This window comes from Citrobacter sp. Cpo045 (assembly GCF_030332875.1).
GTDB classification, from domain to species: Bacteria; Pseudomonadota; Gammaproteobacteria; order Enterobacterales; family Enterobacteriaceae; genus Citrobacter; species Citrobacter portucalensis.
Genome location: NZ_JAOWGZ010000101.1, coordinates 1 through 20,913, shown reverse-complemented (window position 1 = coordinate 20,913; position 20,913 = coordinate 1). Strand labels below are relative to the sequence as shown.

Genomic DNA, 20,913 nt, shown 5'->3' with positions numbered 1-20,913 from the left:
TTTATTTTTGCGCTTATGAAAAAACATCTTAATTTACGCAGTATGACGGCCCAGGCCGTCGAACAGGTTGTCGAGAAAGGACAATCACTAAGTAACGTGCTGCCCGCCATGCAGCAAAAAGTTGCCGATAAAGACAAAGCACTGTTACAGGAACTTTGCTTCGGCGTATTGCGTACACTCTCTCAACTGGAGTGGATGATCCAGCAACTGATGGAACGTCCAATGACGGGCAAACAGCGCACCGTTCACTACCTGATCATGGTGGGCTTCTACCAACTGTTGCATACTCGTATTCCAGCACACGCTGCCTTAGCTGAGACCGTAGAAGGCGCGGTCGTTATTAAGCGTCCACAGCTGAAAGGGCTGATCAACGGCGTACTGCGCCAGTTTCAACGCCGTCAGGATGAACTGCTGGCCGAGTTTGCGCAAAGCGATTTGCGCTTCTTACACCCCTCCTGGCTGGTGAAACGTATTAAGAGTGCGTATCCGCAGCAGTGGGAAGCCATTCTTGAAGCCAATAACCAGCGACCGCCGATGTGGCTACGAGTCAATCGTAATCACCATACTCGCGACGCCTGGCTAGACCTGCTTACCGAAGCGGGTTTGACAGGTTTCCCGCATCCAGACTACCCGGATGCAGTGCGTCTGGAAACACCGGCTCCAGTTCACGCCCTCCCTGGTTTTGACGAAGGTTGGGTCACCGTTCAGGATGCTTCCGCTCAAGGATGCGTAAATTATCTGTTGCCGGAGGACGGTGAACAGATCCTCGACCTGTGCTGTGCGCCGGGCGGTAAAACCACTCACATTCTGGAAGTTGCTCCGCTAGCTAACGTCATGGCCGTCGATGTGGATGAAAAACGCTTATCGCGCGTTTACGACAATCTGAAACGTCTGGGCATGAAGGCAACCGTAAAACAGGGGGATGGCCGCTATCCACAGCAGTGGTGCGGTGAACAACAGTTTGACCGTATTTTGCTGGACGCTCCATGTTCTGCTACCGGGGTGATCCGTCGCCATCCGGATATCAAATGGCTGCGCCGCGACCGGGATATTGCCGAACTTGCCCAATTGCAGGCTGAGATCCTGAATGCTACCTGGTCACATCTTAAATCTGGCGGCACGCTGGTGTATGCAACGTGCTCTATCCTGCCAGAAGAGAACCAACAGCAAATTGCCGCCTTCCTGGCACGCACACCGGATGCGGTATTAAGCGAAACCGGTACGCCGGAAAAACCCGGACGTCAGAATTTACCGGGTGCGGAAGATGGCGATGGCTTCTTTTACGCTAAGCTAATCAAAAAGTGATGAGATAACGGGTCGCGACTGATGAAAATTATCATTCTGGGCGCAGGGCAAGTTGGCGGTACGCTGGCTGAAAACCTGGTCGGAGAAAACAACGATATCACGGTAGTCGATACCAATGGTGAACGCCTGCGCAGCCTGCAGGACAAGTTTGATCTCCGTGTCGTGCAAGGGCATGGTTCGCATCCCCGTGTATTGCGTGAAGCCGGTGCCGACGATGCCGATATGCTGGTTGCCGTAACCAGCTCAGATGAAACAAATATGGTTGCCTGCCAGGTAGCTTATTCACTGTTTAATACGCCTAATCGCATCGCCCGTATTCGTTCACCAGATTACGTTCGCGATGCCGACAAGCTGTTCCAATCCGATGCGGTGCCAATCGATCACCTGATTGCGCCTGAGCAACTGGTTATCGATAGCATTTATCGCCTGATTGAATATCCGGGCGCATTGCAGGTGGTGAATTTTGCCGAAGGTAAAGTCAGTCTGGCAGTAGTAAAAGCCTATTACGGCGGGCCGCTTATCGGTAATGCGCTGTCAACAATGCGTGAGCATATGCCGCACATCGATACCCGCGTTGCGGCGATTTTCCGTCATGACCGACCGATCCGTCCGCAAGGTTCTACGATCGTTGAAGCGGGTGATGAAGTCTTCTTTATTGCGGCATCACAGCATATACGCGCCGTAATGAGCGAACTGCAGCGTCTGGAAAAGCCGTACAAACGCATTATGTTAGTGGGTGGCGGTAATATCGGCGCTGGTCTGGCACGTCGTCTGGAAAAAGATTACAGCGTCAAACTGATCGAACGTAATCAACAACGCGCATCCGAACTTGCAGAGAAACTACAAAATACGATCGTCTTTTTTGGTGATGCTTCGGATCAAGAGTTACTGGCCGAAGAACATATCGATCAGGTCGATCTGTTCATCGCAGTGACCAACGATGATGAAGCAAATATCATGTCGGCGATGCTTGCCAAACGGATGGGCGCCAAGAAAGTAATGGTGTTGATCCAGCGCAGAGCATACGTCGATCTGGTGCAAGGCAGCGTGATCGATATTGCGATTTCACCGCAGCAGGCGACCATCTCCGCGCTGCTGAGCCACGTGCGTAAAGCTGATATTGTTGGCGTTTCTTCACTTCGCCGTGGCGTCGCGGAAGCCATTGAAGCCGTCGCACACGGGGATGAAACGACGTCGAGAGTTGTAGGGCGTTCAATTGATGAAATTAAACTTCCGCCCGGAACCATTATTGGCGCCGTTGTACGTGGTAACGATGTCATGATTGCCAACGATAACCTGCGCATTGAGCAGGGCGATCACGTAATTATGTTCCTGACAGATAAAAAGTTTATTACCGACGTCGAGCGACTATTCCAGCCAAGTCCTTTCTTCCTGTAATAATTTGGGCGCTAATACAGCGCCCTTTTTATTTCCCTTTATTTTTCATGGTCTAATAAATTTTCCTTTCGGCAATACATAAATGGAAATTGCCTAAACATTTGTTAAACTTATAAACGTCAGCTGCATAGGGAGAATAAAATGAGCATTATTAAAGAGTTTCGCGAATTCGCGATGCGCGGGAATGTTGTCGATTTGGCAGTGGGTGTCATTATTGGTGCGGCATTCGGTAAGATTGTTTCATCACTGGTTGCCGATATCATTATGCCGCCGCTGGGGCTGTTAATTGGTGGAATTGATTTTAAACAGTTTGCTTTAACGCTACGTGATGCACAGGGAGACATCCCTGCCGTGGTCATGCATTACGGTGTATTTATTCAGAATGTATTCGATTTCATTATTGTTGCGTTTGCTATCTTTATGGCAATCAAACTGATCAACAAACTGAACCGTAAAAAAGCGGAAGAGCCGGCAGCACCGCCAGCTCCATCGAAAGAAGAAGTATTGCTAAGTGAAATTCGTGACCTGCTGAAAGAACAGAATAACCGCTCTTAAGCACTCACTGAAACAAGAAGGCCAGTGGTAAAAAAGTTAATTACTTTCTTGCCACTGGCCTCCCAGTTACCCCGATTGCCATGTTTGCCTTTTCGCAGATAACTTCCTTTCCCTTTCTTATTTTTCTCAACGCGCTGTCTGAACAGTGGGTCATGCAGAAGCGCCTCAATGGCGTTGTCCTTTATCTGCCCTTTGGTGTGCTGATAACGACTCATACTATCTCCAGTTTGTAGTAATTTACGCCGCGAGTGTAGACCTGGCAGTTCAAGAAATCAACAGCCTGATGTTGTTCCGCTGGCGCCTTGCTCAAGAGCTTCAAGAATAGAGCAGTACACGCTGCTGTGTGCCTTGCCGCAGCATGCATCATTCAATCGCTGCAGTGACCGCTGCATCGTCTGAAGTTCAGCAATGCGGGCTTCGACTTCTTGCAGTCTTTCCTGGACGATCCCTTTTGATTCCTGACAAGTATGGTGTTCGGGATCAACCCGGATCGAAAGCAATTCACGGATCGACTCCAGAGTGAAACCTAGCTGCCGGGCATAACGAATAAACTTCAAGCGCTGAAGATCGCTTTCTGTATAGAGGCGAAATCCACCTTCAGTACGCACTTCATGCTCCATCATCTGCTGCTTTTCATAGTAGCGGATAGTATCCGGCGTCACGTCAGCCAGTTTCGCTATTTCACCAATTCGGTACATGCTCTCTCCGCTATTCATCGTTGATCTTTTTTAGCAGCTTATCTGCGTAGTCACCGCGCAAAAACTCGGTGCTGAGTCCAGCCTGCCGAAGTTTAAGTTCCAGTAGCGACAGTCTTCGGCTCACCTCAGGATAACTGGGATCATCTTTGCGGATCCCCGCGAGTATTTCAAGCAGCTGTATTGCCTCTCTGCGTTGCTCGAGCTCAGGAGGAAGGCAACCTGCATTTTTTAATAAACGGTATCCGGCTCGGAGTTCAGGCGGGACATGGGAGTCATCGTCAAGAGTCAGCGGTTCGCCCGTTCCCGGTAAATCATCAAACTCGCCTTTAGACTGTGCATCAATAATATGGCGCTCTGCCCACTGGTCAAGTAACCACATACAACACTCCAGGGGATGAACAAAAAGAGTACAGATATTGTAGATAAGTGGGGATATGACGGATATAAAAAAACCCGCCGAGGCGGGTTTTTTTACGTTACTACAGATTACTCTGCAGCAGCTTCTGTTTTCTCTGAACGATCAACCAGCTCGATGTATGCCATCGGCGCGTTGTCGCCTGCACGGAAACCACACTTCAGAATGCGAGTGTAACCACCGGCGCGGCTCGCAAAACGCGGGCCCAGTTCGTTAAACAGTTTTGCCACGATCTCGTTATCACGAGTACGGGCGAATGCCAGACGACGATTAGCTACGCTATCAGTCTTGGCAAGAGTAATCAGCGGCTCAACTACGCGACGCAGCTCTTTCGCTTTCGGCAGAGTCGTCTTGATGATTTCATGACGAACCAGTGAACCTGCCATATTGCGGAACATAGCCTGGCGATGGCTGCTGTTGCGGTTCAGTTGACGACCACTCTTACGATGGCGCATGACCTTATCCTTCTCAGTAAAACCTTAACCTGTGATCCGGTTACTCGTCAGCGATGCTTGCCGGTGGCCAGTTTTCCAGGCGCATGCCCAGAGACAGTCCACGGGAAGCCAGCACGTCTTTAATCTCGGTAAGAGATTTTTTACCAAGGTTAGGCGTCTTAAGAAGCTCAACCTCAGTACGCTGTACCAGATCACCGATATAGTGGATAGCTTCTGCTTTGAGGCAGTTAGCAGAGCGGACAGTCAATTCCAGATCGTCAACAGGGCGCAGCAGGATCGGATCGAATTCTGGTTTCTCTTCTTTAACTTCCGGCTGACGTACATCACGTAAATCAACGAAAGCTTCCAGTTGTTCAGCCAGAATGGTTGCCGCACGACGAATCGCCTCTTCAGGATCGATTGTGCCGTTGGTTTCCATTTCGATGACCAGCTTGTCCAGGTCGGTACGCTGTTCTACACGCGCTGCTTCAACATTGTAGGCAATACGCTCTACAGGGCTGTAGCATGCGTCGACCAGCAGACGGCCGATTGGGCGCTCATCTTCTTCCGAATGAATTCGGGTAGAAGCCGGCACATAACCACGACCGCGCTGAACTTTGATACGCATGCTAATAGATGCATTCTCATCGGTCAGGTGGCAGATCACGTGCTGTGGCTTGACGATTTCGACATCACCATCATGGGTAATGTCGGCTGCAGTCACAGGGCCAATGCCAGATTTATTCAAGGTAAGAATAACGTCATCTTTACCCTGAACTCTCACCGCCAGCCCTTTCAGGTTGAGCAGGATTTCCAGGATATCTTCCTGAACGCCTTCTTTGGTGCTGTACTCATGTAGTACACCATCAATCTCAACCTCGGTCACCGCGCAACCCGGCATCGATGAAAGCAGAATACGGCGCAGTGCGTTACCCAAAGTATGGCCAAAGCCACGCTCTAAAGGCTCAAGGGTCACCTTGGCGTGCGTCGAACTCACTTGCTCGATATCTACCAGGCGCGGTTTTAGAAACTCTGTCACAGAACCCTGCATTGTGTCCTCTCTTTGGTACTAAGCTTTACTTGGAGTAAAGCTCGACGATCAGGTGTTCGTTAATGTCCGCAGACAGATCAGAACGCTCCGGCTTACGCTTGAACGTACCTTCCATCTTGCCAGCATCAACTTCCAGCCAGGTTGGCTTTTCACGCTGCTCAGCCAGCTCCAGAGCGGCTTTCACGCGAGACTGCTTCTTCGCTTTCTCACGAATGCTAACAACGTCATTCGGACTAACCTGATAAGAAGCGATGTTAACAACACGACCGTTTACCATAATTGCTTTATGGCTGACCAGCTGACGTGCTTCTGCACGAGTGGCACCGAAGCCCATACGGTATACAACGTTGTCCAGACGACCTTCCAGCAGACCCAACAGGTTTTCACCGGTGTTGCCTTTCAGACGTGCTGCTTCTTTGTAGTAGTTACGGAACTGACGCTCCAGCACACCGTAGATACGGCGAACTTTTTGCTTTTCACGCAACTGCACACCATAGTCAGACAGACGCGGTTTACGCGCACCGTGCTGGCCAGGAGCTTGTTCAATTTTACACTTGGTATCGATCGCGCGAACGCCAGACTTAAGGAATAAGTCAGTGCCCTCACGACGGCTCAGCTTGAGCTTAGGACCCAAATATCTTGCCATTTTCTTTCTCCAACAATCCTAGAAACGACAGCGTTATACGCGACGTTTTTTCGGCGGACGACAACCGTTATGAGGGATCGGAGTCACATCAGTAATATTAGTGATGCGGAAACCAGCGGCGTTCAGAGCACGAACAGTAGATTCGCGACCTGGACCCGGTCCTTTGACCATAACTTCCAGATTCTTGATACCGTATTCTTTTACGGCTTCAGCGCAACGCTCTGCTGCAACCTGAGCTGCAAACGGAGTGGATTTGCGAGAACCACGGAAACCGGAACCACCGGCTGTTGCCCAACCCAGTGCGTTACCCTGACGATCAGTAATGGTAACGATGGTGTTGTTAAAAGAAGCATGGATATGAGCCACGCCGTCAGAGACTTGTTTTCTTACACGTTTACGTGCACGAATTGGTGCCTTTGCCATTATTCAATCACCCCGATTATTTCTTGATCGGTTTGCGCGGACCCTTACGGGTACGTGCGTTGGTCTTGGTACGCTGACCGCGAACCGGGAGACCACGACGATGACGCAAACCGCGATAGCAACCAAGGTCCATAAGGCGCTTGATGCTCATGCTAACTTCACGGCGCAGATCACCTTCAACGACAAATTTGGCAACTTCGTCACGCAGCGTGTCGATTTGTTCTTCAGACAGCTCACTGATCTTAACATCTTCAGCGATACCCGCGGCAGCCAGAATGGCTTTAGAACGGGTCTTGCCGACGCCGTAGATCGAAGTTAATGCGATCACAGCATGTTTCTGATCAGGAATGTTAATGCCTGCTATACGGGCCACTATGCACTCCTACTATTTAATATGTACGCACCATGCTGAAAAGCCCGTTTTCAGGATACTCAAATGGAAACGCACAGACATACAAAAGATTGGCTGGCTAATCTAGCCAGCTCAACCCAACTTTGCAAGAAAAATATGCGAATAAATCAGCCTTGGCGCTGTTTATGCTTCGGCTCGGCACTGCAAATCACACGGATGACACCATCACGCTTAACGATTTTGCAGTTACGGCATAATTTCTTGACGGAAGCACGAACTTTCATTTTTACTCTCCGTAACTTCTCGGGCGACTGTTAACGGCCGTAGCCTTTCAGATTCGCCTTCTTCAATGCAGACTCGTACTGACTTGACATCATCAGAGTTTGCACTTGAGCCATAAAGTCCATAATCACGACAACAACGATAAGCAGTGAGGTCCCACCGAAGTAGAACGGTACTTTCATTGCATCACGCATGAACTCCGGGATCAGGCAGATAAAGGTAATGTAGAGCGCACCAACCAAAGTCAGGCGGGTCATTACTTTATCGATATACTTCGCCGTTTGCTCTCCCGGACGAATTCCTGGTACAAATGCACCGGACTTCTTCAGGTTATCTGCTGTTTCACGCGGGTTGAAAACCAACGCCGTGTAGAAGAAACAGAAGAATATGATTGCAGACGCATAGAGTAACACATAAAGCGGTTGCCCAGGCTGCAAATACAGCGAAATTGTTGTCAGCCAGTTCCAACCAGTCCCGCCCCCGAACCATGACGCGATGGTCGCCGGGAACAGAATAATACTGGAAGCGAAGATTGCCGGGATTACCCCCGCCATATTCACTTTCAGCGGTAAATGTGTGCTCTGTGCAGCATAGACACGACGACCTTGCTGACGTTTTGCGTAGTTTACCACAATACGGCGTTGACCACGCTCAACAAATACAACAAAGAACGTCACTGCGAATACTAATACTGCAACCAACAGCAACACGAGGAAGTGCAGGTCGCCTTGACGCGCTTGCTCGATAGTATGGGCAATGGCTGGCGGGAGTCCCGCGACAATACCGGCGAAGATAATGATTGAGATACCGTTGCCGATACCACGTTCAGTAATCTGTTCGCCCAACCACATCAGGAACATTGTCCCTGTAACCAGACTTACAACAGCGGTGAAATAGAATGCAAAGCCTGGGTTCATCACCAGGCCCTGCATACCAGGCATATTCGGCAGACCGGTAGCAATACCGATCGACTGGAATATTGCCAGCACCAGAGTACCGTAGCGGGTGTACTGGCTGATCTTACGACGACCAGACTCCCCTTCTTTCTTAATTTCTGCCAGCGTTGGATGAACCACCGTCAGCAGCTGGATAATGATCGACGCCGAAATATACGGCATGATCCCCAGAGCAAAGATAGAAGCACGGCTGAGAGCACCACCAGAGAACATGTTAAACATTTCAATGATGGTGCCTCGCTGTTGCTCAAGCAGTTTGGCAAGTACAGCGGCATCAATACCAGGGATCGGAATGAAAGAGCCAATACGGAACACAATCAGCGCGCCGATTACAAACAGCAGTCTGCGTTTCAGCTCGCCTAAGCCACCTTTGGCACTTTGAAAATCTAATCCCGGTTGTTTAGCCATCTGCTACTTATTCCTCGATTTTACCGCCAGCAGCTTCGATAGCAGCACGAGCGCCTTTAGTAACACGCAGGCCACGAACAGTTACCGGAGTAGTGACTTCACCAGCCAGGATCACTTTCGCGAACTCGATCTGGATACCGATAATGTTAGCTGCTTTCAGCGTGTTCAGGTCTACAACACCGCCTTCAACTTTAGCCAGGTCAGACAGACGAACTTCGGCTGTAATCGCTGCTTTACGTGAAGTGAAGCCGAATTTCGGCAGACGACGGTACAGAGGCATCTGACCACCCTCGAAACCGCGACGTACGCCACCGCCAGAACGAGACTTCTGACCTTTGTGACCACGACCACCGGTTTTACCGAGGCCAGAACCGATACCACGACCCAGGCGGCGAGCCGCTTTTTTAGAGCCTTCGGCCGGAGACAGAGTATTTAAACGCATCTCTTACTCCTCAACTTTAACCATGAAGGAAACCGCGTTGACCATACCACGAACAGCAGGAGTATCCTCGCGCTCTACGGTGTGACCAATACGACGCAGACCCAGGCCAAGCAGCGTTGCCTTGTGTTTCGGCAGACGACCGATTGCACTGCGGGTTTGAGTAATTTTAATAGTCTTTGCCATGGTTTATTTCCCCAGAATTTCTTCAACGGATTTACCACGCTTGGCAGCGACCATTTCCGGAGATTTCATATTTTCCAGGCCATCGATAGTTGCACGCACCACGTTAATCGGGTTAGTGGAACCATACGCTTTAGCCAGAACGTTACGAACTCCAGCGACTTCCAGAACGGCGCGCATTGCACCACCGGCGATGATACCGGTACCTTCGGAAGCCGGCTGCATGAATACACGAGAACCCGTGTGAGTACCCTTAACCGGGTGCTGCAGGGTGCCGTGGTTCAGCGCGACGTTAATCATATTGCGACGGGCTTTTTCCATCGCTTTCTGGATCGCTGCTGGAACTTCACGCGCTTTACCGTAACCAAAACCAACGCGACCGTTACCATCACCAACTACAGTCAGAGCTGTGAAGGAGAAAATACGACCACCTTTAACGGTTTTAGATACGCGGTTAACCGCGATCAGCTTTTCCTGCAGTTCGCCAGCTTGTTTTTCGATGTGAGCCATCTTACACCTCTACCTTAGAACTGAAGGCCAGCTTCACGGGCAGCATCTGCCAGTGCCTGGACACGACCATGATATTGGAACCCGGAACGGTCAAAAGAAACATCTTTGATGCCTTTTTCCAGAGCGCGTTCAGCAACAGCTTTACCTACAGCTGCAGCAGCGTCTTTGTTACCGGTGTACTTCAATTGTTCAGCGATAGCTTTTTCTACAGTAGAAGCAGCTACCAGAACTTCAGAACCGTTCGGTGCAATTACCTGTGCGTAAATATGACGCGGGGTACGATGTACCACCAGGCGAGTTGCACCCAGCTCCTGGAGCTTGCGGCGTGCGCGGGTCGCACGACGGATACGAGCAGATTTCTTATCCATAGTGTTACCTTACTTCTTCTTAGCCTCTTTGGTACGCACGACTTCGTCGGCGTAACGAACACCCTTGCCTTTATAAGGCTCAGGACGACGGTAGGCGCGCAGATCTGCTGCAACCTGACCGATCAGCTGTTTATCAGCGCCTTTCAGCACGATTTCAGTCTGAGACGGACATTCTGCAGTGATTCCCGCAGGCAGCTGATGGTCAACTGGGTGAGAGAAACCTAAAGCCAGGTTTACTACATTCCCTTTAACCGCTGCACGATAACCTACACCAACCAGCTGAAGCTTCTTAGTGAAGCCTTCGGTAACACCGACAACCATTGCATTCAGCAGGGCACGCGCGGTACCAGCCTGAGCCCATCCATCTGCGTAACCATCACGCGGACCGAAGGTCAGTGCATTATCTGCATGATTTACTGCAACAGCATCGTTGAGAGTACGAGTCAGCTCGCCGTTTTTACCTTTGATCGTAATAACCTGACCGTTGATTTTTACATCAACGCCGGCAGGAATAACGACCGGTGCTTTAGCAACACGAGACATTTTTTCCTCCGATTAGGCTACGTAGCAGATAATTTCGCCACCAAGACCAGCCTGGCGCGCTGCACGATCAGTCATAACACCTTTAGAGGTAGAAACAACTGCGATACCCATGCCAGCCATAACTTTCGGCAGCTCGTCTTTACGCTTATAAATGCGCAGACCTGGGCGACTGACACGCTGAATGCTTTCTACAACAGCTTTACCCTGGAAATACTTGAGAGTAAGTTCCAGTTCCGGCTTGGTGTCGCCTTCAACTTTAAAATCTTCAATAAAACCTTCTTCCTTCAGCACGTTGGCAATTGCCACTTTCAGCTTGGAGGAAGGCATGGTGACCGCAGCTTTATTCGCGGCCTGACCGTTACGGATACGGGTCAGCATATCCGCGATCGGATCTTGCATGCTCATCTGTCTTTACTCCCGTGATTCAATTGGTAATTACCAGCTAGCCTTTTTCAAGCCTGGTACTTCACCGCGCATGGCGGCTTCACGCAGTTTGATACGGCTCAACCCGAACTTGCCCACATAGCCATGCGGACGACCTGTTTGACGGCAGCGGTTACGCTGACGGGACGGGCTGGAATCACGCGGCAGAGACTGCAGCTTGAGAACTGCGTTCCAACGATCTTCGTCGGTCGCGTTCACATCAGAGATAATAGCTTTCAGTTCAGCGCGTTTTGCGAAGTACTTATCAGCTAAAGCTACGCGCTTTACTTCGCGTGCTTTCATTGATTGCTTAGCCATTCAGTAACCCTACCTTACTTGCGGAACGGGAAGTCAAAGGCAGCCAGCAGAGCACGGCCTTCTTCATCAGATTTCGCAGTAGTGGTAATGGTAATATCCAAACCACGCACGCGGTCGACTTTATCGTAGTCGATTTCTGGGAAGATGATCTGCTCACGGACACCCATGCTGTAGTTACCACGACCGTCGAAAGACTTAGCGGACAAGCCACGGAAGTCACGGATACGTGGAACAGCAATAGTGATCAGGCGCTCAAAGAACTCCCACATGCGTTCGCCACGCAGAGTTACTTTACAGCCGATCGGATAGCCCTGACGGATTTTGAAGCCTGCAACTGATTTGCGTGCTTTGGTGATCAGCGGTTTTTGACCGGAGATTGCTGTCAGGTCAGCTGCTGCGTTATCCAGCAGTTTCTTGTCAGCGATCGCTTCACCAACACCCATGTTCAGGGTGATCTTCTCGACCCGAGGGACTTGCATGACAGAATTGTAGTTAAACTCAGTCATGAGTTTAGCGACTACTTCGTCTTTGTAGTAATCATGCAGTTTCGCCATCGTACTACTCCAAATTACTTGATAGTTTCGCTGTTAGATTTAAAGAAACGGACTTTTTTGCCGTCTTCGAATCTAAAGCCTACACGGTCAGCCTTGCCGGTTGCCGCGTTGAAGATAGCAAGGTTAGAGATCTGAATAGCTGCTTCTTTCTCTACAATGCCGCCTGGTTGGTTCAGGGCCGGAACCGGCTTCTGATGTTTCTTAACCAGGTTGATACCTTCAACAATGACCTTGCCGGAAGACAGGACATTCTTAACTTTACCGCGTTTACCTTTATCTTTACCGGTTAACACGATAACTTCGTCATCACGACGGATCTTCGCTGCCATGATTCGCTCCTTAGAGTACTTCTGGTGCCAGAGAGATAATTTTCATGAACTTCTCGTTACGAAGTTCACGAGTTACCGGCCCAAAAATACGCGTACCGATAGGTTGCTCGCTGTTATTGTTTAAAATAACGCATGCATTACCATCGAAGCGAATGACAGAACCGTCCGGGCGACGAACACCCTTCTTGGTGCGCACCACTACCGCCTTCAGCACATCACCTTTTTTGACCTTACCACGCGGAATTGCTTCCTTGATGGTGATCTTGATGATATCGCCGACGCCTGCGTAGCGACGGTGCGAGCCACCCAGAACCTTGATACACATTACGCGACGTGCACCGGAGTTGTCGGCGACGTTCAGCATAGTCTGTTCTTGGATCATTTTAGTGCTCCGCTAATGTCAACTACTACTGAGACCCGAAAATCAGGTCGTTAAAAAAGCCCCATATCGGGGGCGCGGCATTATAACACCGCTTCAACGATATGGGTAGAAAAAATAAACGGCTCATCGCTGAGCCGTTTATTCGTTGAGAATGCCTACTGTATTACAGAACGGCTTTCTCTACAACGCGAACCAGCGTCCAGGACTTAGTCTTGGACAGCGGACGGCATTCGCGGATTTCAACCACGTCACCAGTACCGCATTCGTTGTTCTCGTCATGTACGTGCAGTTTGGTCGTACGCTTAATGAATTTACCGTAGATCGGGTGTTTCACAAAACGTTCGATAGCAACAACGATGGATTTCTCCATTTTATCGCTAACAACGCGACCTTGCAGAGTACGGATTTTATCGGTCATTACGCACCCGCCTTCTCAGTCAGTAAAGTCTTAACGCGTGCGACGTCACGACGCACTTGCTTCAACAGGTGAGACTGTTGCAGCTGGCCACTTGCAGCCTGCATACGCAGGTTGAACTGCTCACGCAGCAGATTCAGCAGCTCGGTGTTCAGCTCTTCAACACTCTTCTCACGCAGCTCTTTTGCTTTCATTACATCACCGTCTTAGTTACAAAGGTGGTTTTAATCGGCAGTTTCGCTGCTGCCAGCTTGAATGCTTCACGGGCCAGCTCTTCCGGTACGCCGTCCATTTCATACAGGACTTTACCCGGCTGAATCAAGGCAACCCAATACTCCACGTTACCTTTACCTTTACCCATACGCACTGCCAGCGGCTTTTCAGTGATCGGTTTGTCCGGGAATACACGGATCCAGATCTTACCTTGACGCTTAACTGCACGGGTCATAGCACGACGTGCTGCTTCGATCTGACGGGCAGTCAGACGACCACGGCCAACAGCTTTCAGACCGAAGCTGCCGAAGCTAACATCCGCGCCAGCAGCCAGACCGCGGTTACGGCCTTTGTGCATTTTACGGAATTTTGTACGCTTTGGTTGTAACATCAGCGACGCTCCTTATTTACGGCCTTTACGCTGCTGCTTTTTAGGTTGCGCAGCCGGTTTTTCCGGTTGTTCAACAGCAGCCATACCACCCAGGATCTCGCCTTTGAAGATCCACACTTTAACGCCGATTACACCGTAAGTGGTGTGCGCTTCAGAGGTGTTGTAGTCGATGTCAGCACGCAGAGTGTGCAGAGGTACGCGACCTTCGCGGTACCATTCGGTACGTGCGATTTCCGCGCCGCCCAGACGGCCGCTAACTTCAACTTTGATACCTTTAGCGCCCAGACGCATTGCGTTCTGTACAGCACGCTTCATAGCACGACGGAACATAACACGACGTTCCAGCTGAGAAGTGATGCTGTCAGCAACCAATTTTGCGTCCAGTTCAGGCTTACGCACTTCGGCGATATTGATCTGAGCAGGAACGCCAGCAATATCCGCTACGACTTTGCGCAGTTTTTCTACGTCTTCGCCTTTCTTACCGATAACGATACCCGGGCGAGCGGTGTGAATGGTCACACGGATGCTCTTAGCCGGACGCTCGATAACGATACGAGATACAGACGCTTTCGCCAGTTCCTTAGTCAGGTACTGACGTACTTTAAAATCGCTGTCCAGGTTGTCAGCGAATTCTTTGGTGTTCGCAAACCAGGTTGAGTTCCATGGTTTTACAATACCCAGGCGAATACCATTAGGATGTACTTTCTGACCCATTGCTAGTCTCCAGAGTCTCAGCGATCGGACACAACCACAGTAATGTGGCTGGTGCGCTTCAGGATGCGATCTGCACGACCTTTTGCACGCGGCATAATGCGCTTCATGCTCGGGCCTTCGTCTACGAAAATTTTCGTAACTTTCAGATCGTCAATGTCAGCGCCATCGTTGTGTTCAGCGTTAGCAATGGCAGATTCCAGGACTTTCTTAACCAGTACAGCCGCTTTCTTATTGGTGTAGGTCAGAATATCCAGAGCCTGCGACACTTTCTTACCGCGAATCAGGTCTGCAACAAGGCGAACCTTCTGAGCAGAAGAACGAGCATGGCGATGTTGAGCTAAAGTTTCCATCTCTTCCTCCTACCTTATTTCTTCTTCGCTTTTTTATCAGCAGCGTGGCCGCGATAAGTACGAGTCGGTGCGAATTCACCCAGTTTGTGACCGACCATTTCGTCGGAAACAAATACCGGAACGTGCTGACGACCATTATGGACAGCGATGGTCAAACCGATCATGTTAGGAAAGATCGTTGAACGACGGGACCAAGTGCGCAGGGGCTTCTTGTCTCCGCTTTCCACCGCTTTCTCTACCTTCTTCAGCAAGTGCAGGTCAATAAAAGGACCTTTCTTGAGAGAACGTGGCATGGCTTATCCTCTAAAATTATTTGCTACGGCGACGTACGATGAATTTATCAGTACGCTTGTTGCTGCGGGTCTTCTTACCTTTGGTCTGAACGCCCCACGGAGTTACCGGGTGCTTACCAAAGTTACGACCTTCACCACCACCATGTGGGTGGTCGACTGGGTTCATCGCAGTACCGCGAACGGTAGGACGAACACCACGCCAGCGTGCAGCACCTGCTTTACCCAGAACGCGCAGCATATGCTCAGCATTGCCAACTTCGCCCAGAGTTGCACGGCAGTCTGCTTCGACTTTACGCATTTCACCAGAACGCAGACGCAGGGTGACATAAGCACCATCACGAGCAACGATCTGAACGTAAGTACCAGCGGAACGTGCCAGCTGACCGCCTTTACCTGGTTTCATTTCTACGTTATGAACGGTAGAACCAACCGGGATATTGCGCATCGGCAGGGTGTTACCTGCTTTGATTGCAGCATCAACGCCAGACTGAATCTGGTCGCCAGCTTTCAGGCCTTTAGGGGCCAGGATGTAACGGCGTTCACCGTCTTTGTACAGAACCAGCGCGATGTTCGCGGAGCGGTTCGGATCGTACTCAAGACGTTCAACAACTGCCGGGATACCGTCTTTGTTGCGTTTGAAGTCAACAATACGATAAGCCTGCTTGTGACCACCACCGATGTGACGAGTGGTGATGCGGCCATTGTTGTTACGACCACCGGATTTGCTGTTTTTTTCAACCAGCGGAGCAAAAGGTTTGCCCTTGTGCAGCTCTGGGTTGACCACTTTAACAACGTGGCGACGACCCGGAGATGTCGGTTTACATTTAACAACTGCCATTGTATTACTCCTCCGACTTACTCAGCGCCGCCGACGAAGTCCAGATTCTGGCCTTCCTTCAGGGTGACGTAAGCTTTTTTCCAGTCGCTACGACGACCGATACGCTGTCCGTGACGTTTAACTTTCCCTTTAACTACCAGGGTGTTAACGACTTCGACTTCGACTTCAAACAGTTTCTGCACAGCAGCTTTGATTTCTGCTTTGGTCGCGTCTTTAGCAACTTTGAGAACGATGGTGTTAGTTTTTTCCATCGCAGTAGACGCTTTTTCAGAAACGTGCGGTGCGCGCAGCACTTTCAGCAGACGTTCTTCACGAATCATGCCAGCATCTCCTCAACTTGCTTAACAGCATCAGCAGTCATTACGACTTTGTCGAAGGCGATCAGGCTAACCGGGTCGATACCAGTTGCATCGCGTACGTCAACCTTGTGCAGGTTGCGCGCAGCCAGGAACAGGTTTTCGTCCAGCTCACCGGTGATGATCAGCACATCTTCCAGAGCCATGTCTTTCAGTTTCTGTGCCAGCAGCTTAGTTTTAGGCGCTTCTACAGAGAATGATTCGACAACGATCAGACGATCCTGACGTACCAGTTCGGACAGAATGCTTTTCAGCGCGCCGCGGTACATCTTTTTGTTAACTTTTTGACTGTGGTCCTGTGGACGAGCAGCGAAGGTCACGCCACCTGAACGCCAGATCGGGCTCTTGATAGAACCTGAACGCGCACGGCCGGTACCTTTCTGGCGCCACGGCTTTTTGCCTGAACCAGTTACTTCAGCACGAGTCTTCTGAGCACGAGTACCCTGACGAGCACCAGCTGCATAAGCAACAACAACCTGGTGAACCAGCGCTTCGTTGAAATCACGACCGAAGGTAGTTTCGGAAACAGTCAGCGCGCTCTGCGCGTCTTTCAATACTAATTCCATTGCTATCCCCTTACGCCTTCACAGCTGGTTTAACGATCAGGTCGCAACCGGTCGCACCCGGAACACCACCTTTAACCAGCAGCAGGTTGCGCTCAGCGTCAACACGTACTACGTCCAGGCTCTGAACGGTTACACGTTCGTTGCCCAGCTGACCTGCCATTTTCTTGCCTTTGAACACTTTGCCCGGAGTCTGGTTCTGACCGATAGAACCCGGAACGCGGTGAGACAAGGAGTTACCGTGAGTAGCGTCCTGGGTACGGAAGTTCCAGCGCTTAACGGTACCAGCGAAACCTTTACCTTTAGAGGTACCGGTTACGTCAACTTTTTTAACGTCAGCAAACAGTTCAACGCTAATGTTCTGACCAACGGTGTATTCTTCACCATCTGCCAGACGGAATTCCCACAGGCCGCGGCCAGCTTCTACGCCAGCTTTAGCAAAGTGGCCAGCTTCCGGCTTAGTTACACGGTTAGCTTTTTTAGCACCGGTGGTAACCTGAACAGCGCGATAGCCATCGTTAGCCAGATCTTTAACCTGAGTAACGCGGTTTGCTTCAACTTCGATAACGGTTACTGGGATAGATACGCCATCTTCAGTGAAGATGCGGGTCATACCCACTTTTTTACCGACTAAACCAATCATTGTATCAACCTCTCAATCGCTCGATGACCTGATTAACCCAGGCTGATCTGCACGTCTACACCGGCAGCCAGGTCCAGACGCATCAGAGCATCAACGGTTTTTTCAGTTGGCTCAACGATGTCAACCAGACGCTTGTGAGTACGGATCTCGTACTGATCACGCGCGTCTTTGTTGACGTGCGGGGAGATCAGAACGGTGAAACGCTCTTTGCGGGTCGGCAGCGGGATCGGACCACGAACCTGCGCACCAGTGCGCTTGGCAGTCTCGACGATTTCCGCGGTTGATTGATCGATCAGACGATGATCAAACGCTTTCAAACGGATACGGATTCTTTGGTTCTGCATGAGACCAGAGCTCCAATTATTTTATAGACGAAATAGTTACTCCTCAAACCCATTACGATTGATGGGAGAGTGTAACCGTTCTTACAGAGTTCCCCGATTGGGAACATTGTCTGGTATTGCTTTCGCAGTACCGGTGGCTCATATCGAACCGCTGTCAATATTAGACAAGCCCGCGCATTATACGTAAATCTCAGTCTTAAGCAAGTGCCGCGTAGAAATTAATCACTCGTTCACAAATGCGGCGCTCCTTCCACTCTGATTGTATGTCCTGTGGTGCAACGCGTTTTCCGTGGAAGAGAGCATCCATAACCCACATCCCGGGCTTGTAGGGCCGCCGGGTTTACCTGAAGGTAAACTCTTTACCAGATAAGGCTTGCCCATGTACATCGACCTCCCCTTTCTGTTGATTTATGTTTCGCTATCAGGGTTGCTCTTAGTCCATGACCTACGTACCGGGTTACTGCCCGACAAATTTACCTGCCCTCTTTTGTGGGGCGGTCTTATTTATCATCAATGCTGCAGACCTGCACAGTTATCCGACGCGCTTTGGGGTGCTGTAGCGGGCTATGGGGTATTTGCTTTGTTCTACTGGGGGTATCGTTTGATATGTCGACAGGAAGGGTTAGGCTTTGGTGATGTCAAATTTCTTGCCGCGCTAGGCGCATGGCATTGCTGGGAATCATTACCACTTTTGGTTTTACTTGCCGCGGGTATGGCATGTTGCCTCACCGGGATTTCCTGCGTCCGTTACGGGAAACAGGTACTAAAAAACCCGCTGCCATTTGGGCCATATCTGGCGGCTGCGGGTTTTGTTATTGGCCTGGTAAGTATGATACAGGGCGGTTAGTCACTGACTTTAATTTGCGATTGCAGATAATTTTGTAAGCCAAGTTTTGCAATCAGGTCCAGCTCGGTTTCGAGCCAGTCAATATGCCCTTCTTCTTCAGTCAGGATCTCAATCATCATATCCCGGCTGACATAATCATGAACGCTATCGGCATAGGCAATGGCTTCACGTAAGTCTTTAGCACCATCGAGTTCGAGTCGAAGATCGGATTGCAGCATCTCTTCAACGTCTTCGCCAATACCCAACTTGCCAAGATCCTGCAAGTTCGGGATCCCTTCTAAGAATAAAATACGCTCGATATATTTATCAGCGTGTTTCATCTCATCGATAGATTCATGGTACTCAACATCATTGAGGCGAGTCAGTCCCCAGTTTTTAAACATACGAGCATGGAGAAAATACTGGTTGATCGCGACAAGCTCATTTCCCAATAGTTTATTGAGATAATTTATGATTTTAACATCACCTTTCATTTTATAGTCCCTCCGCTTCCACTCTTAGAGCGTAGATGGGGCTACAGGGATGTCAAAAAAAAGAGTGTGACTTAGGCGATCTCTTTAAATTCTGGCATTTGCGTTAATTCATCCTGCATGACTTCGCGGGCAGCACGAATGCACTTACCGCATTGATTTCCAACAGGAATAAATTTACGTAATTGCTGAAAAGACTGAGGATGAAACTGGCGAACAGCCTGACGTATTTTTTTATCACTTATCGCATTACACAAACAAACGTACATGATCGCTCCCGTTCAATTTCTGCGCAAAGTGTAAATGAGAATAGTTATGATTACAATAGCACAACGCGATTTACGCAGCGGGAGAATGAATAAAAAATGCGAATAAATATGACAACGACTAAATTGCAGGTAGCAAAAAGGGCGCCGAAGCGCCCTTTTTAAGCTCAAAGCTAATTAATCAATAATTAGCTCATTACTTTAGCAACAACGCCCGCACCAACAGTACGGCCGCCTTCACGGATTGCGAAACGCAGACCGTCGTCCATCGCGATCGGGTGGATCAGGGTAACAACCATTTTGATGTTGTCGCCCGGCATTACCATCTCTACGCCTTCCGGCAGTTCGATGGTACCAGTCACGTCAGTAGTACGGAAGTAGAACTGCGGACGGTAGCCTTTGAAGAACGGAGTATGACGGCCGCCTTCGTCTTTGGACAGAATGTACACTTCAGATTCGAACTTGGTGTGCGGCTTGATAGAGCCCGGCTTAGCCAGTACCTGACCACGTTCGATTTCTTCACGTTTGATACCACGCAGCAGAACACCAACGTTCTCACCAGCACGGCCTTCGTCCAGCAGTTTGCGGAACATTTCAACGCCAGTACAGGTAGACTTAGCAGTCTCTTTGATACCAACGATTTCAACTTCTTCACCAACTTTGATGATACCGCGCTCTACACGACCGGTAACAACGGTACCACGACCGGAGATGGAGAATACGTCTTCGATAGGCAGCAGGAACGGTTTGTCAATCGCACGCTCTGGTTCTGGGATGTAAGAATCCAGGAAGCCAGCCAGTTCGATGATTTTCGCTTCCCACTCTGCTTCGCCTTCCAGCGCTTTCAGAGCAGAACCACGAACGATCGGAGTGTCGTCGCCCGGGAAATCGTACTGAGACAGAAGTTCACGGACTTCCATTTCTACCAGTTCCAGCAGCTCTTCGTCATCAACCATGTCGCATTTGTTCAGGAACACGATGATGTACGGAACGCCTACCTGACGACCCAGCAGGATGTGCTCACGAGTCTGCGGCATCGGGCCGTCAGTCGCAGCAACAACCAGGATCGCGCCGTCCATCTGCGCAGCACCGGTGATCATGTTTTTAACATAGTCGGCGTGGCCCGGGCAGTCTACGTGTGCGTAGTGGCGAGTCGGGGTGTCATATTCAACGTGAGAAGTGTTGATGGTGATACCACGAGCTTTTTCTTCCGGCGCGTTATCGATCTGGTCGAATGC

At 50.1% G+C, this 20,913-nt stretch carries 38 protein-coding genes; 4 read left to right on the top strand and 34 right to left on the bottom strand.

The genetic code is table 11. The features are described 5' to 3' along the window. The first annotated feature begins 15 nt into the window (after positions 1-15). The 3 genes from rsmB to mscL all read left to right on the top strand — a co-directional run bounded on the left by rsmB (position 16) and on the right by mscL (position 3,258). Entirely contained in the window at positions 16-1,305 is a 1,290-nt protein-coding gene (gene rsmB, locus OGY13_RS15710; RefSeq protein WP_020996083.1) for a 16S rRNA (cytosine(967)-C(5))-methyltransferase RsmB, read from the top strand. A 21-nt stretch (positions 1,306-1,326) separates the two neighbouring features. Then, entirely contained in the window at positions 1,327-2,703 is a 1,377-nt protein-coding gene (gene trkA / locus OGY13_RS15705) for a Trk system potassium transporter TrkA (RefSeq protein ID WP_003031153.1), read from the top strand. Between the two features lie 141 nt (positions 2,704-2,844). Further along, positions 2,845-3,258: a large-conductance mechanosensitive channel protein MscL gene (mscL, locus tag OGY13_RS15700; RefSeq protein WP_003031152.1), complete on the top strand. Its 414-nt coding sequence runs from the start codon at positions 2,845-2,847 to the stop codon at positions 3,256-3,258. Here the strand turns inward: mscL and arfA are convergent. The 31 genes from arfA to rpsJ form a co-directional block, all read right to left on the bottom strand. Beyond that, the gene (gene arfA, locus OGY13_RS15695) at positions 3,255-3,473 is read right to left on the bottom strand and encodes an alternative ribosome-rescue factor ArfA (protein ID WP_003828276.1); all 219 of its coding nucleotides are present in this window, start codon (positions 3,471-3,473) and stop codon (positions 3,255-3,257) included. The genes mscL and arfA overlap by 4 nt on opposite strands. A gap of 57 nt (positions 3,474-3,530) precedes the next feature. Further along, entirely contained in the window at positions 3,531-3,956 is a 426-nt protein-coding gene (gene zntR, locus OGY13_RS15690; RefSeq protein ID WP_003031145.1) for a Zn(2+)-responsive transcriptional regulator, read from the bottom strand. A 10-nt stretch (positions 3,957-3,966) separates the two neighbouring features. Further along, positions 3,967-4,335, bottom strand: coding sequence for a DnaJ family domain-containing protein (locus OGY13_RS15685; RefSeq protein WP_003845236.1), 369 nt, complete (start codon positions 4,333-4,335; stop codon positions 3,967-3,969). A gap of 107 nt (positions 4,336-4,442) precedes the next feature. Beyond that, the gene (gene rplQ / locus OGY13_RS15680; protein ID WP_001216370.1) at positions 4,443-4,826 is read right to left on the bottom strand and encodes a 50S ribosomal protein L17; all 384 of its coding nucleotides are present in this window, start codon (positions 4,824-4,826) and stop codon (positions 4,443-4,445) included. Between the two features lie 40 nt (positions 4,827-4,866). Further along, complete coding sequence (locus tag OGY13_RS15675; RefSeq protein WP_003031139.1) at positions 4,867-5,856, bottom strand: DNA-directed RNA polymerase subunit alpha; 990 nt, start codon at positions 5,854-5,856, stop codon at positions 4,867-4,869. 25 nt (positions 5,857-5,881) lie between these two features. Continuing rightward, positions 5,882-6,502 (bottom strand): 30S ribosomal protein S4, encoded by a 621-nt coding sequence (rpsD, locus tag OGY13_RS15670; protein WP_003031138.1) that lies wholly within the window; start codon positions 6,500-6,502, stop codon positions 5,882-5,884. Positions 6,503-6,535: 33 nt separating this feature from the next. Next, positions 6,536-6,925, bottom strand: a complete 390-nt coding sequence (gene rpsK, locus OGY13_RS15665; RefSeq protein ID WP_003031137.1) for a 30S ribosomal protein S11 — start codon at positions 6,923-6,925, stop codon at positions 6,536-6,538. 16 nt (positions 6,926-6,941) lie between these two features. Next, positions 6,942-7,298, bottom strand: a complete 357-nt coding sequence (rpsM, locus tag OGY13_RS15660; protein ID WP_003031135.1) for a 30S ribosomal protein S13 — start codon at positions 7,296-7,298, stop codon at positions 6,942-6,944. 146 nt (positions 7,299-7,444) lie between these two features. After that, positions 7,445-7,561 carry a 50S ribosomal protein L36 gene (gene rpmJ / locus OGY13_RS15655; protein WP_000868187.1) on the bottom strand — a complete coding sequence of 39 codons (117 nt, stop codon included), beginning with the start codon at positions 7,559-7,561 and terminating at the stop codon, positions 7,445-7,447. A 30-nt stretch (positions 7,562-7,591) separates the two neighbouring features. Next, entirely contained in the window at positions 7,592-8,923 is a 1,332-nt protein-coding gene (gene secY, locus OGY13_RS15650; RefSeq protein ID WP_001118864.1) for a preprotein translocase subunit SecY, read from the bottom strand. A gap of 7 nt (positions 8,924-8,930) precedes the next feature. Beyond that, positions 8,931-9,365 carry a 50S ribosomal protein L15 gene (gene rplO, locus OGY13_RS15645; protein WP_003031132.1) on the bottom strand — a complete coding sequence of 145 codons (435 nt, stop codon included), beginning with the start codon at positions 9,363-9,365 and terminating at the stop codon, positions 8,931-8,933. 3 nt (positions 9,366-9,368) lie between these two features. After that, positions 9,369-9,548, bottom strand: coding sequence for a 50S ribosomal protein L30 (gene rpmD, locus OGY13_RS15640; RefSeq protein WP_001140434.1), 180 nt, complete (start codon positions 9,546-9,548; stop codon positions 9,369-9,371). Between the two features lie 3 nt (positions 9,549-9,551). After that, entirely contained in the window at positions 9,552-10,055 is a 504-nt protein-coding gene (rpsE, locus tag OGY13_RS15635; protein ID WP_003031131.1) for a 30S ribosomal protein S5, read from the bottom strand. 14 nt (positions 10,056-10,069) lie between these two features. After that, positions 10,070-10,423 carry a 50S ribosomal protein L18 gene (gene rplR, locus OGY13_RS15630; RefSeq protein WP_000358960.1) on the bottom strand — a complete coding sequence of 118 codons (354 nt, stop codon included), beginning with the start codon at positions 10,421-10,423 and terminating at the stop codon, positions 10,070-10,072. 9 nt (positions 10,424-10,432) lie between these two features. Continuing rightward, complete coding sequence (gene rplF, locus OGY13_RS15625; RefSeq protein ID WP_003031129.1) at positions 10,433-10,966, bottom strand: 50S ribosomal protein L6; 534 nt, start codon at positions 10,964-10,966, stop codon at positions 10,433-10,435. A gap of 12 nt (positions 10,967-10,978) precedes the next feature. Beyond that, positions 10,979-11,371, bottom strand: coding sequence for a 30S ribosomal protein S8 (rpsH, locus tag OGY13_RS15620; RefSeq protein WP_003031127.1), 393 nt, complete (start codon positions 11,369-11,371; stop codon positions 10,979-10,981). Positions 11,372-11,401: 30 nt separating this feature from the next. Beyond that, positions 11,402-11,707 carry a 30S ribosomal protein S14 gene (rpsN, locus tag OGY13_RS15615; RefSeq protein WP_003031125.1) on the bottom strand — a complete coding sequence of 102 codons (306 nt, stop codon included), beginning with the start codon at positions 11,705-11,707 and terminating at the stop codon, positions 11,402-11,404. Positions 11,708-11,721: 14 nt separating this feature from the next. Beyond that, the gene (gene rplE / locus OGY13_RS15610) at positions 11,722-12,261 is read right to left on the bottom strand and encodes a 50S ribosomal protein L5 (protein WP_003031123.1); all 540 of its coding nucleotides are present in this window, start codon (positions 12,259-12,261) and stop codon (positions 11,722-11,724) included. Positions 12,262-12,275: 14 nt separating this feature from the next. Continuing rightward, positions 12,276-12,590, bottom strand: a complete 315-nt coding sequence (rplX, locus tag OGY13_RS15605) for a 50S ribosomal protein L24 (RefSeq protein ID WP_003031122.1) — start codon at positions 12,588-12,590, stop codon at positions 12,276-12,278. 10 nt (positions 12,591-12,600) lie between these two features. Continuing rightward, complete coding sequence (gene rplN, locus OGY13_RS15600) at positions 12,601-12,972, bottom strand: 50S ribosomal protein L14 (protein WP_000613954.1); 372 nt, start codon at positions 12,970-12,972, stop codon at positions 12,601-12,603. A gap of 163 nt (positions 12,973-13,135) precedes the next feature. After that, on the bottom strand, positions 13,136-13,390 hold the full coding sequence (rpsQ, locus tag OGY13_RS15595) for a 30S ribosomal protein S17 (protein WP_003031120.1): 255 nt from the start codon (positions 13,388-13,390) through the stop codon (positions 13,136-13,138). After that, positions 13,390-13,581 (bottom strand): 50S ribosomal protein L29, encoded by a 192-nt coding sequence (gene rpmC / locus OGY13_RS15590; protein WP_000644742.1) that lies wholly within the window; start codon positions 13,579-13,581, stop codon positions 13,390-13,392. Before rpmC ends, rpsQ begins: the two co-directional genes overlap by 1 nt. Next, positions 13,581-13,991, bottom strand: a complete 411-nt coding sequence (rplP, locus tag OGY13_RS15585) for a 50S ribosomal protein L16 (protein WP_000941208.1) — start codon at positions 13,989-13,991, stop codon at positions 13,581-13,583. Before rplP ends, rpmC begins: the two co-directional genes overlap by 1 nt. Before the next feature lie 12 nt (positions 13,992-14,003). Then, entirely contained in the window at positions 14,004-14,705 is a 702-nt protein-coding gene (gene rpsC / locus OGY13_RS15580; RefSeq protein ID WP_000529945.1) for a 30S ribosomal protein S3, read from the bottom strand. 17 nt (positions 14,706-14,722) lie between these two features. Beyond that, entirely contained in the window at positions 14,723-15,055 is a 333-nt protein-coding gene (rplV, locus tag OGY13_RS15575) for a 50S ribosomal protein L22 (RefSeq protein ID WP_000448832.1), read from the bottom strand. Between the two features lie 14 nt (positions 15,056-15,069). Continuing rightward, the gene (rpsS, locus tag OGY13_RS15570; protein ID WP_001138115.1) at positions 15,070-15,348 is read right to left on the bottom strand and encodes a 30S ribosomal protein S19; all 279 of its coding nucleotides are present in this window, start codon (positions 15,346-15,348) and stop codon (positions 15,070-15,072) included. A gap of 16 nt (positions 15,349-15,364) precedes the next feature. Further along, positions 15,365-16,186, bottom strand: a complete 822-nt coding sequence (rplB, locus tag OGY13_RS15565; protein WP_000301869.1) for a 50S ribosomal protein L2 — start codon at positions 16,184-16,186, stop codon at positions 15,365-15,367. A 17-nt stretch (positions 16,187-16,203) separates the two neighbouring features. Beyond that, positions 16,204-16,506, bottom strand: coding sequence for a 50S ribosomal protein L23 (rplW, locus tag OGY13_RS15560; protein ID WP_000617546.1), 303 nt, complete (start codon positions 16,504-16,506; stop codon positions 16,204-16,206). After that, positions 16,503-17,108: a 50S ribosomal protein L4 gene (gene rplD, locus OGY13_RS15555; protein ID WP_003031119.1), complete on the bottom strand. Its 606-nt coding sequence runs from the start codon at positions 17,106-17,108 to the stop codon at positions 16,503-16,505. The genes rplW and rplD overlap by 4 nt, the downstream gene beginning before the upstream one ends. Positions 17,109-17,118: 10 nt before the next feature. Then, on the bottom strand, positions 17,119-17,748 hold the full coding sequence (rplC, locus tag OGY13_RS15550) for a 50S ribosomal protein L3 (RefSeq protein ID WP_003031117.1): 630 nt from the start codon (positions 17,746-17,748) through the stop codon (positions 17,119-17,121). Between the two features lie 32 nt (positions 17,749-17,780). Further along, positions 17,781-18,092, bottom strand: coding sequence for a 30S ribosomal protein S10 (gene rpsJ / locus OGY13_RS15545; RefSeq protein ID WP_001181005.1), 312 nt, complete (start codon positions 18,090-18,092; stop codon positions 17,781-17,783). 379 nt (positions 18,093-18,471) lie between these two features. Here rpsJ and OGY13_RS15540 point away from each other — a divergent pair, with 379 nt between their 5' ends. Further along, a complete protein-coding gene (locus tag OGY13_RS15540) occupies positions 18,472-18,939 on the top strand; it encodes a prepilin peptidase (protein ID WP_057067314.1) in 468 nt (155 codons plus the stop codon). On the opposite strand, the gene bfr is transcribed toward OGY13_RS15540, so the two are convergent. From bfr to tuf, 3 genes are all read right to left on the bottom strand, one after another. Continuing rightward, the gene (gene bfr, locus OGY13_RS15535) at positions 18,936-19,412 is read right to left on the bottom strand and encodes a bacterioferritin (protein WP_003827773.1); all 477 of its coding nucleotides are present in this window, start codon (positions 19,410-19,412) and stop codon (positions 18,936-18,938) included. The two genes, OGY13_RS15540 and bfr, sit on opposite strands and share 4 nt — an antisense overlap. Before the next feature lie 71 nt (positions 19,413-19,483). Next, positions 19,484-19,678 carry a bacterioferritin-associated ferredoxin gene (gene bfd / locus OGY13_RS15530; RefSeq protein WP_003031111.1) on the bottom strand — a complete coding sequence of 65 codons (195 nt, stop codon included), beginning with the start codon at positions 19,676-19,678 and terminating at the stop codon, positions 19,484-19,486. 185 nt (positions 19,679-19,863) lie between these two features. Beyond that, the coding region (tuf, locus tag OGY13_RS15525) for an elongation factor Tu (RefSeq protein WP_063942044.1) at positions 19,864-20,913 on the bottom strand (1,050 nt) is incomplete at its 5' end.

Excerpts from the sequence above, each read along its gene's own strand:
- rplQ (WP_001216370.1), bottom strand. The coding sequence starts at position 4,826 with ATGCGCCATCGTAAGAGTGGTCGTCAACTGAACCGCAACAGCAGCCAT.
- rplO (WP_003031132.1), bottom strand. The coding sequence starts at position 9,365 with ATGCGTTTAAATACTCTGTCTCCGGCCGAAGGCTCTAAAAAAGCGGCT.
- rpsC (WP_000529945.1), bottom strand. The coding sequence starts at position 14,705 with ATGGGTCAGAAAGTACATCCTAATGGTATTCGCCTGGGTATTGTAAAA.
- rplE (WP_003031123.1), bottom strand. The coding sequence starts at position 12,261 with ATGGCGAAACTGCATGATTACTACAAAGACGAAGTAGTCGCTAAACTC.
- rpsJ (WP_001181005.1), bottom strand. The coding sequence starts at position 18,092 with ATGCAGAACCAAAGAATCCGTATCCGTTTGAAAGCGTTTGATCATCGT.
- rpsK (WP_003031137.1), bottom strand. The coding sequence starts at position 6,925 with ATGGCAAAGGCACCAATTCGTGCACGTAAACGTGTAAGAAAACAAGTC.
- rpsH (WP_003031127.1), bottom strand. The coding sequence starts at position 11,371 with ATGAGCATGCAAGATCCGATCGCGGATATGCTGACCCGTATCCGTAAC.
- secY (WP_001118864.1), bottom strand. The coding sequence starts at position 8,923 with ATGGCTAAACAACCGGGATTAGATTTTCAAAGTGCCAAAGGTGGCTTA.
- rplB (WP_000301869.1), bottom strand. The coding sequence starts at position 16,186 with ATGGCAGTTGTTAAATGTAAACCGACATCTCCGGGTCGTCGCCACGTT.
- rplD (WP_003031119.1), bottom strand. The coding sequence starts at position 17,108 with ATGGAATTAGTATTGAAAGACGCGCAGAGCGCGCTGACTGTTTCCGAA.
- rplP (WP_000941208.1), bottom strand. The coding sequence starts at position 13,991 with ATGTTACAACCAAAGCGTACAAAATTCCGTAAAATGCACAAAGGCCGT.
- OGY13_RS15685 (WP_003845236.1), bottom strand. The coding sequence starts at position 4,335 with ATGTGGTTACTTGACCAGTGGGCAGAGCGCCATATTATTGATGCACAG.
- rsmB (WP_020996083.1), top strand. The coding sequence starts at position 16 with ATGAAAAAACATCTTAATTTACGCAGTATGACGGCCCAGGCCGTCGAA.
- trkA (WP_003031153.1), top strand. The coding sequence starts at position 1,327 with ATGAAAATTATCATTCTGGGCGCAGGGCAAGTTGGCGGTACGCTGGCT.
- rpmD (WP_001140434.1), bottom strand. The coding sequence starts at position 9,548 with ATGGCAAAGACTATTAAAATTACTCAAACCCGCAGTGCAATCGGTCGT.
- rpsE (WP_003031131.1), bottom strand. The coding sequence starts at position 10,055 with ATGGCTCACATCGAAAAACAAGCTGGCGAACTGCAGGAAAAGCTGATC.
- rplR (WP_000358960.1), bottom strand. The coding sequence starts at position 10,423 with ATGGATAAGAAATCTGCTCGTATCCGTCGTGCGACCCGCGCACGCCGC.
- rpmC (WP_000644742.1), bottom strand. The coding sequence starts at position 13,581 with ATGAAAGCAAAAGAGCTGCGTGAGAAGAGTGTTGAAGAGCTGAACACC.
- rplW (WP_000617546.1), bottom strand. The coding sequence starts at position 16,506 with ATGATTCGTGAAGAACGTCTGCTGAAAGTGCTGCGCGCACCGCACGTT.
- bfr (WP_003827773.1), bottom strand. The coding sequence starts at position 19,412 with ATGAAAGGTGATGTTAAAATCATAAATTATCTCAATAAACTATTGGGA.
- rpsN (WP_003031125.1), bottom strand. The coding sequence starts at position 11,707 with ATGGCTAAGCAATCAATGAAAGCACGCGAAGTAAAGCGCGTAGCTTTA.
- OGY13_RS15675 (WP_003031139.1), bottom strand. The coding sequence starts at position 5,856 with ATGCAGGGTTCTGTGACAGAGTTTCTAAAACCGCGCCTGGTAGATATC.
- rplN (WP_000613954.1), bottom strand. The coding sequence starts at position 12,972 with ATGATCCAAGAACAGACTATGCTGAACGTCGCCGACAACTCCGGTGCA.
- rpsQ (WP_003031120.1), bottom strand. The coding sequence starts at position 13,390 with ATGACCGATAAAATCCGTACTCTGCAAGGTCGCGTTGTTAGCGATAAA.
- rplF (WP_003031129.1), bottom strand. The coding sequence starts at position 10,966 with ATGTCTCGTGTTGCTAAAGCACCGGTCGTTATTCCTGCCGGCGTTGAT.
- OGY13_RS15540 (WP_057067314.1), top strand. The coding sequence starts at position 18,472 with ATGTACATCGACCTCCCCTTTCTGTTGATTTATGTTTCGCTATCAGGG.
- mscL (WP_003031152.1), top strand. The coding sequence starts at position 2,845 with ATGAGCATTATTAAAGAGTTTCGCGAATTCGCGATGCGCGGGAATGTT.
- rpmJ (WP_000868187.1), bottom strand. The coding sequence starts at position 7,561 with ATGAAAGTTCGTGCTTCCGTCAAGAAATTATGCCGTAACTGCAAAATC.
- zntR (WP_003031145.1), bottom strand. The coding sequence starts at position 3,956 with ATGTACCGAATTGGTGAAATAGCGAAACTGGCTGACGTGACGCCGGAT.
- rpsS (WP_001138115.1), bottom strand. The coding sequence starts at position 15,348 with ATGCCACGTTCTCTCAAGAAAGGTCCTTTTATTGACCTGCACTTGCTG.
- rplV (WP_000448832.1), bottom strand. The coding sequence starts at position 15,055 with ATGGAAACTTTAGCTCAACATCGCCATGCTCGTTCTTCTGCTCAGAAG.
- rpsD (WP_003031138.1), bottom strand. The coding sequence starts at position 6,502 with ATGGCAAGATATTTGGGTCCTAAGCTCAAGCTGAGCCGTCGTGAGGGC.
- arfA (WP_003828276.1), bottom strand. The coding sequence starts at position 3,473 with ATGAGTCGTTATCAGCACACCAAAGGGCAGATAAAGGACAACGCCATT.
- rplC (WP_003031117.1), bottom strand. The coding sequence starts at position 17,748 with ATGATTGGTTTAGTCGGTAAAAAAGTGGGTATGACCCGCATCTTCACT.
- bfd (WP_003031111.1), bottom strand. The coding sequence starts at position 19,678 with ATGTACGTTTGTTTGTGTAATGCGATAAGTGATAAAAAAATACGTCAG.
- rplX (WP_003031122.1), bottom strand. The coding sequence starts at position 12,590 with ATGGCAGCGAAGATCCGTCGTGATGACGAAGTTATCGTGTTAACCGGT.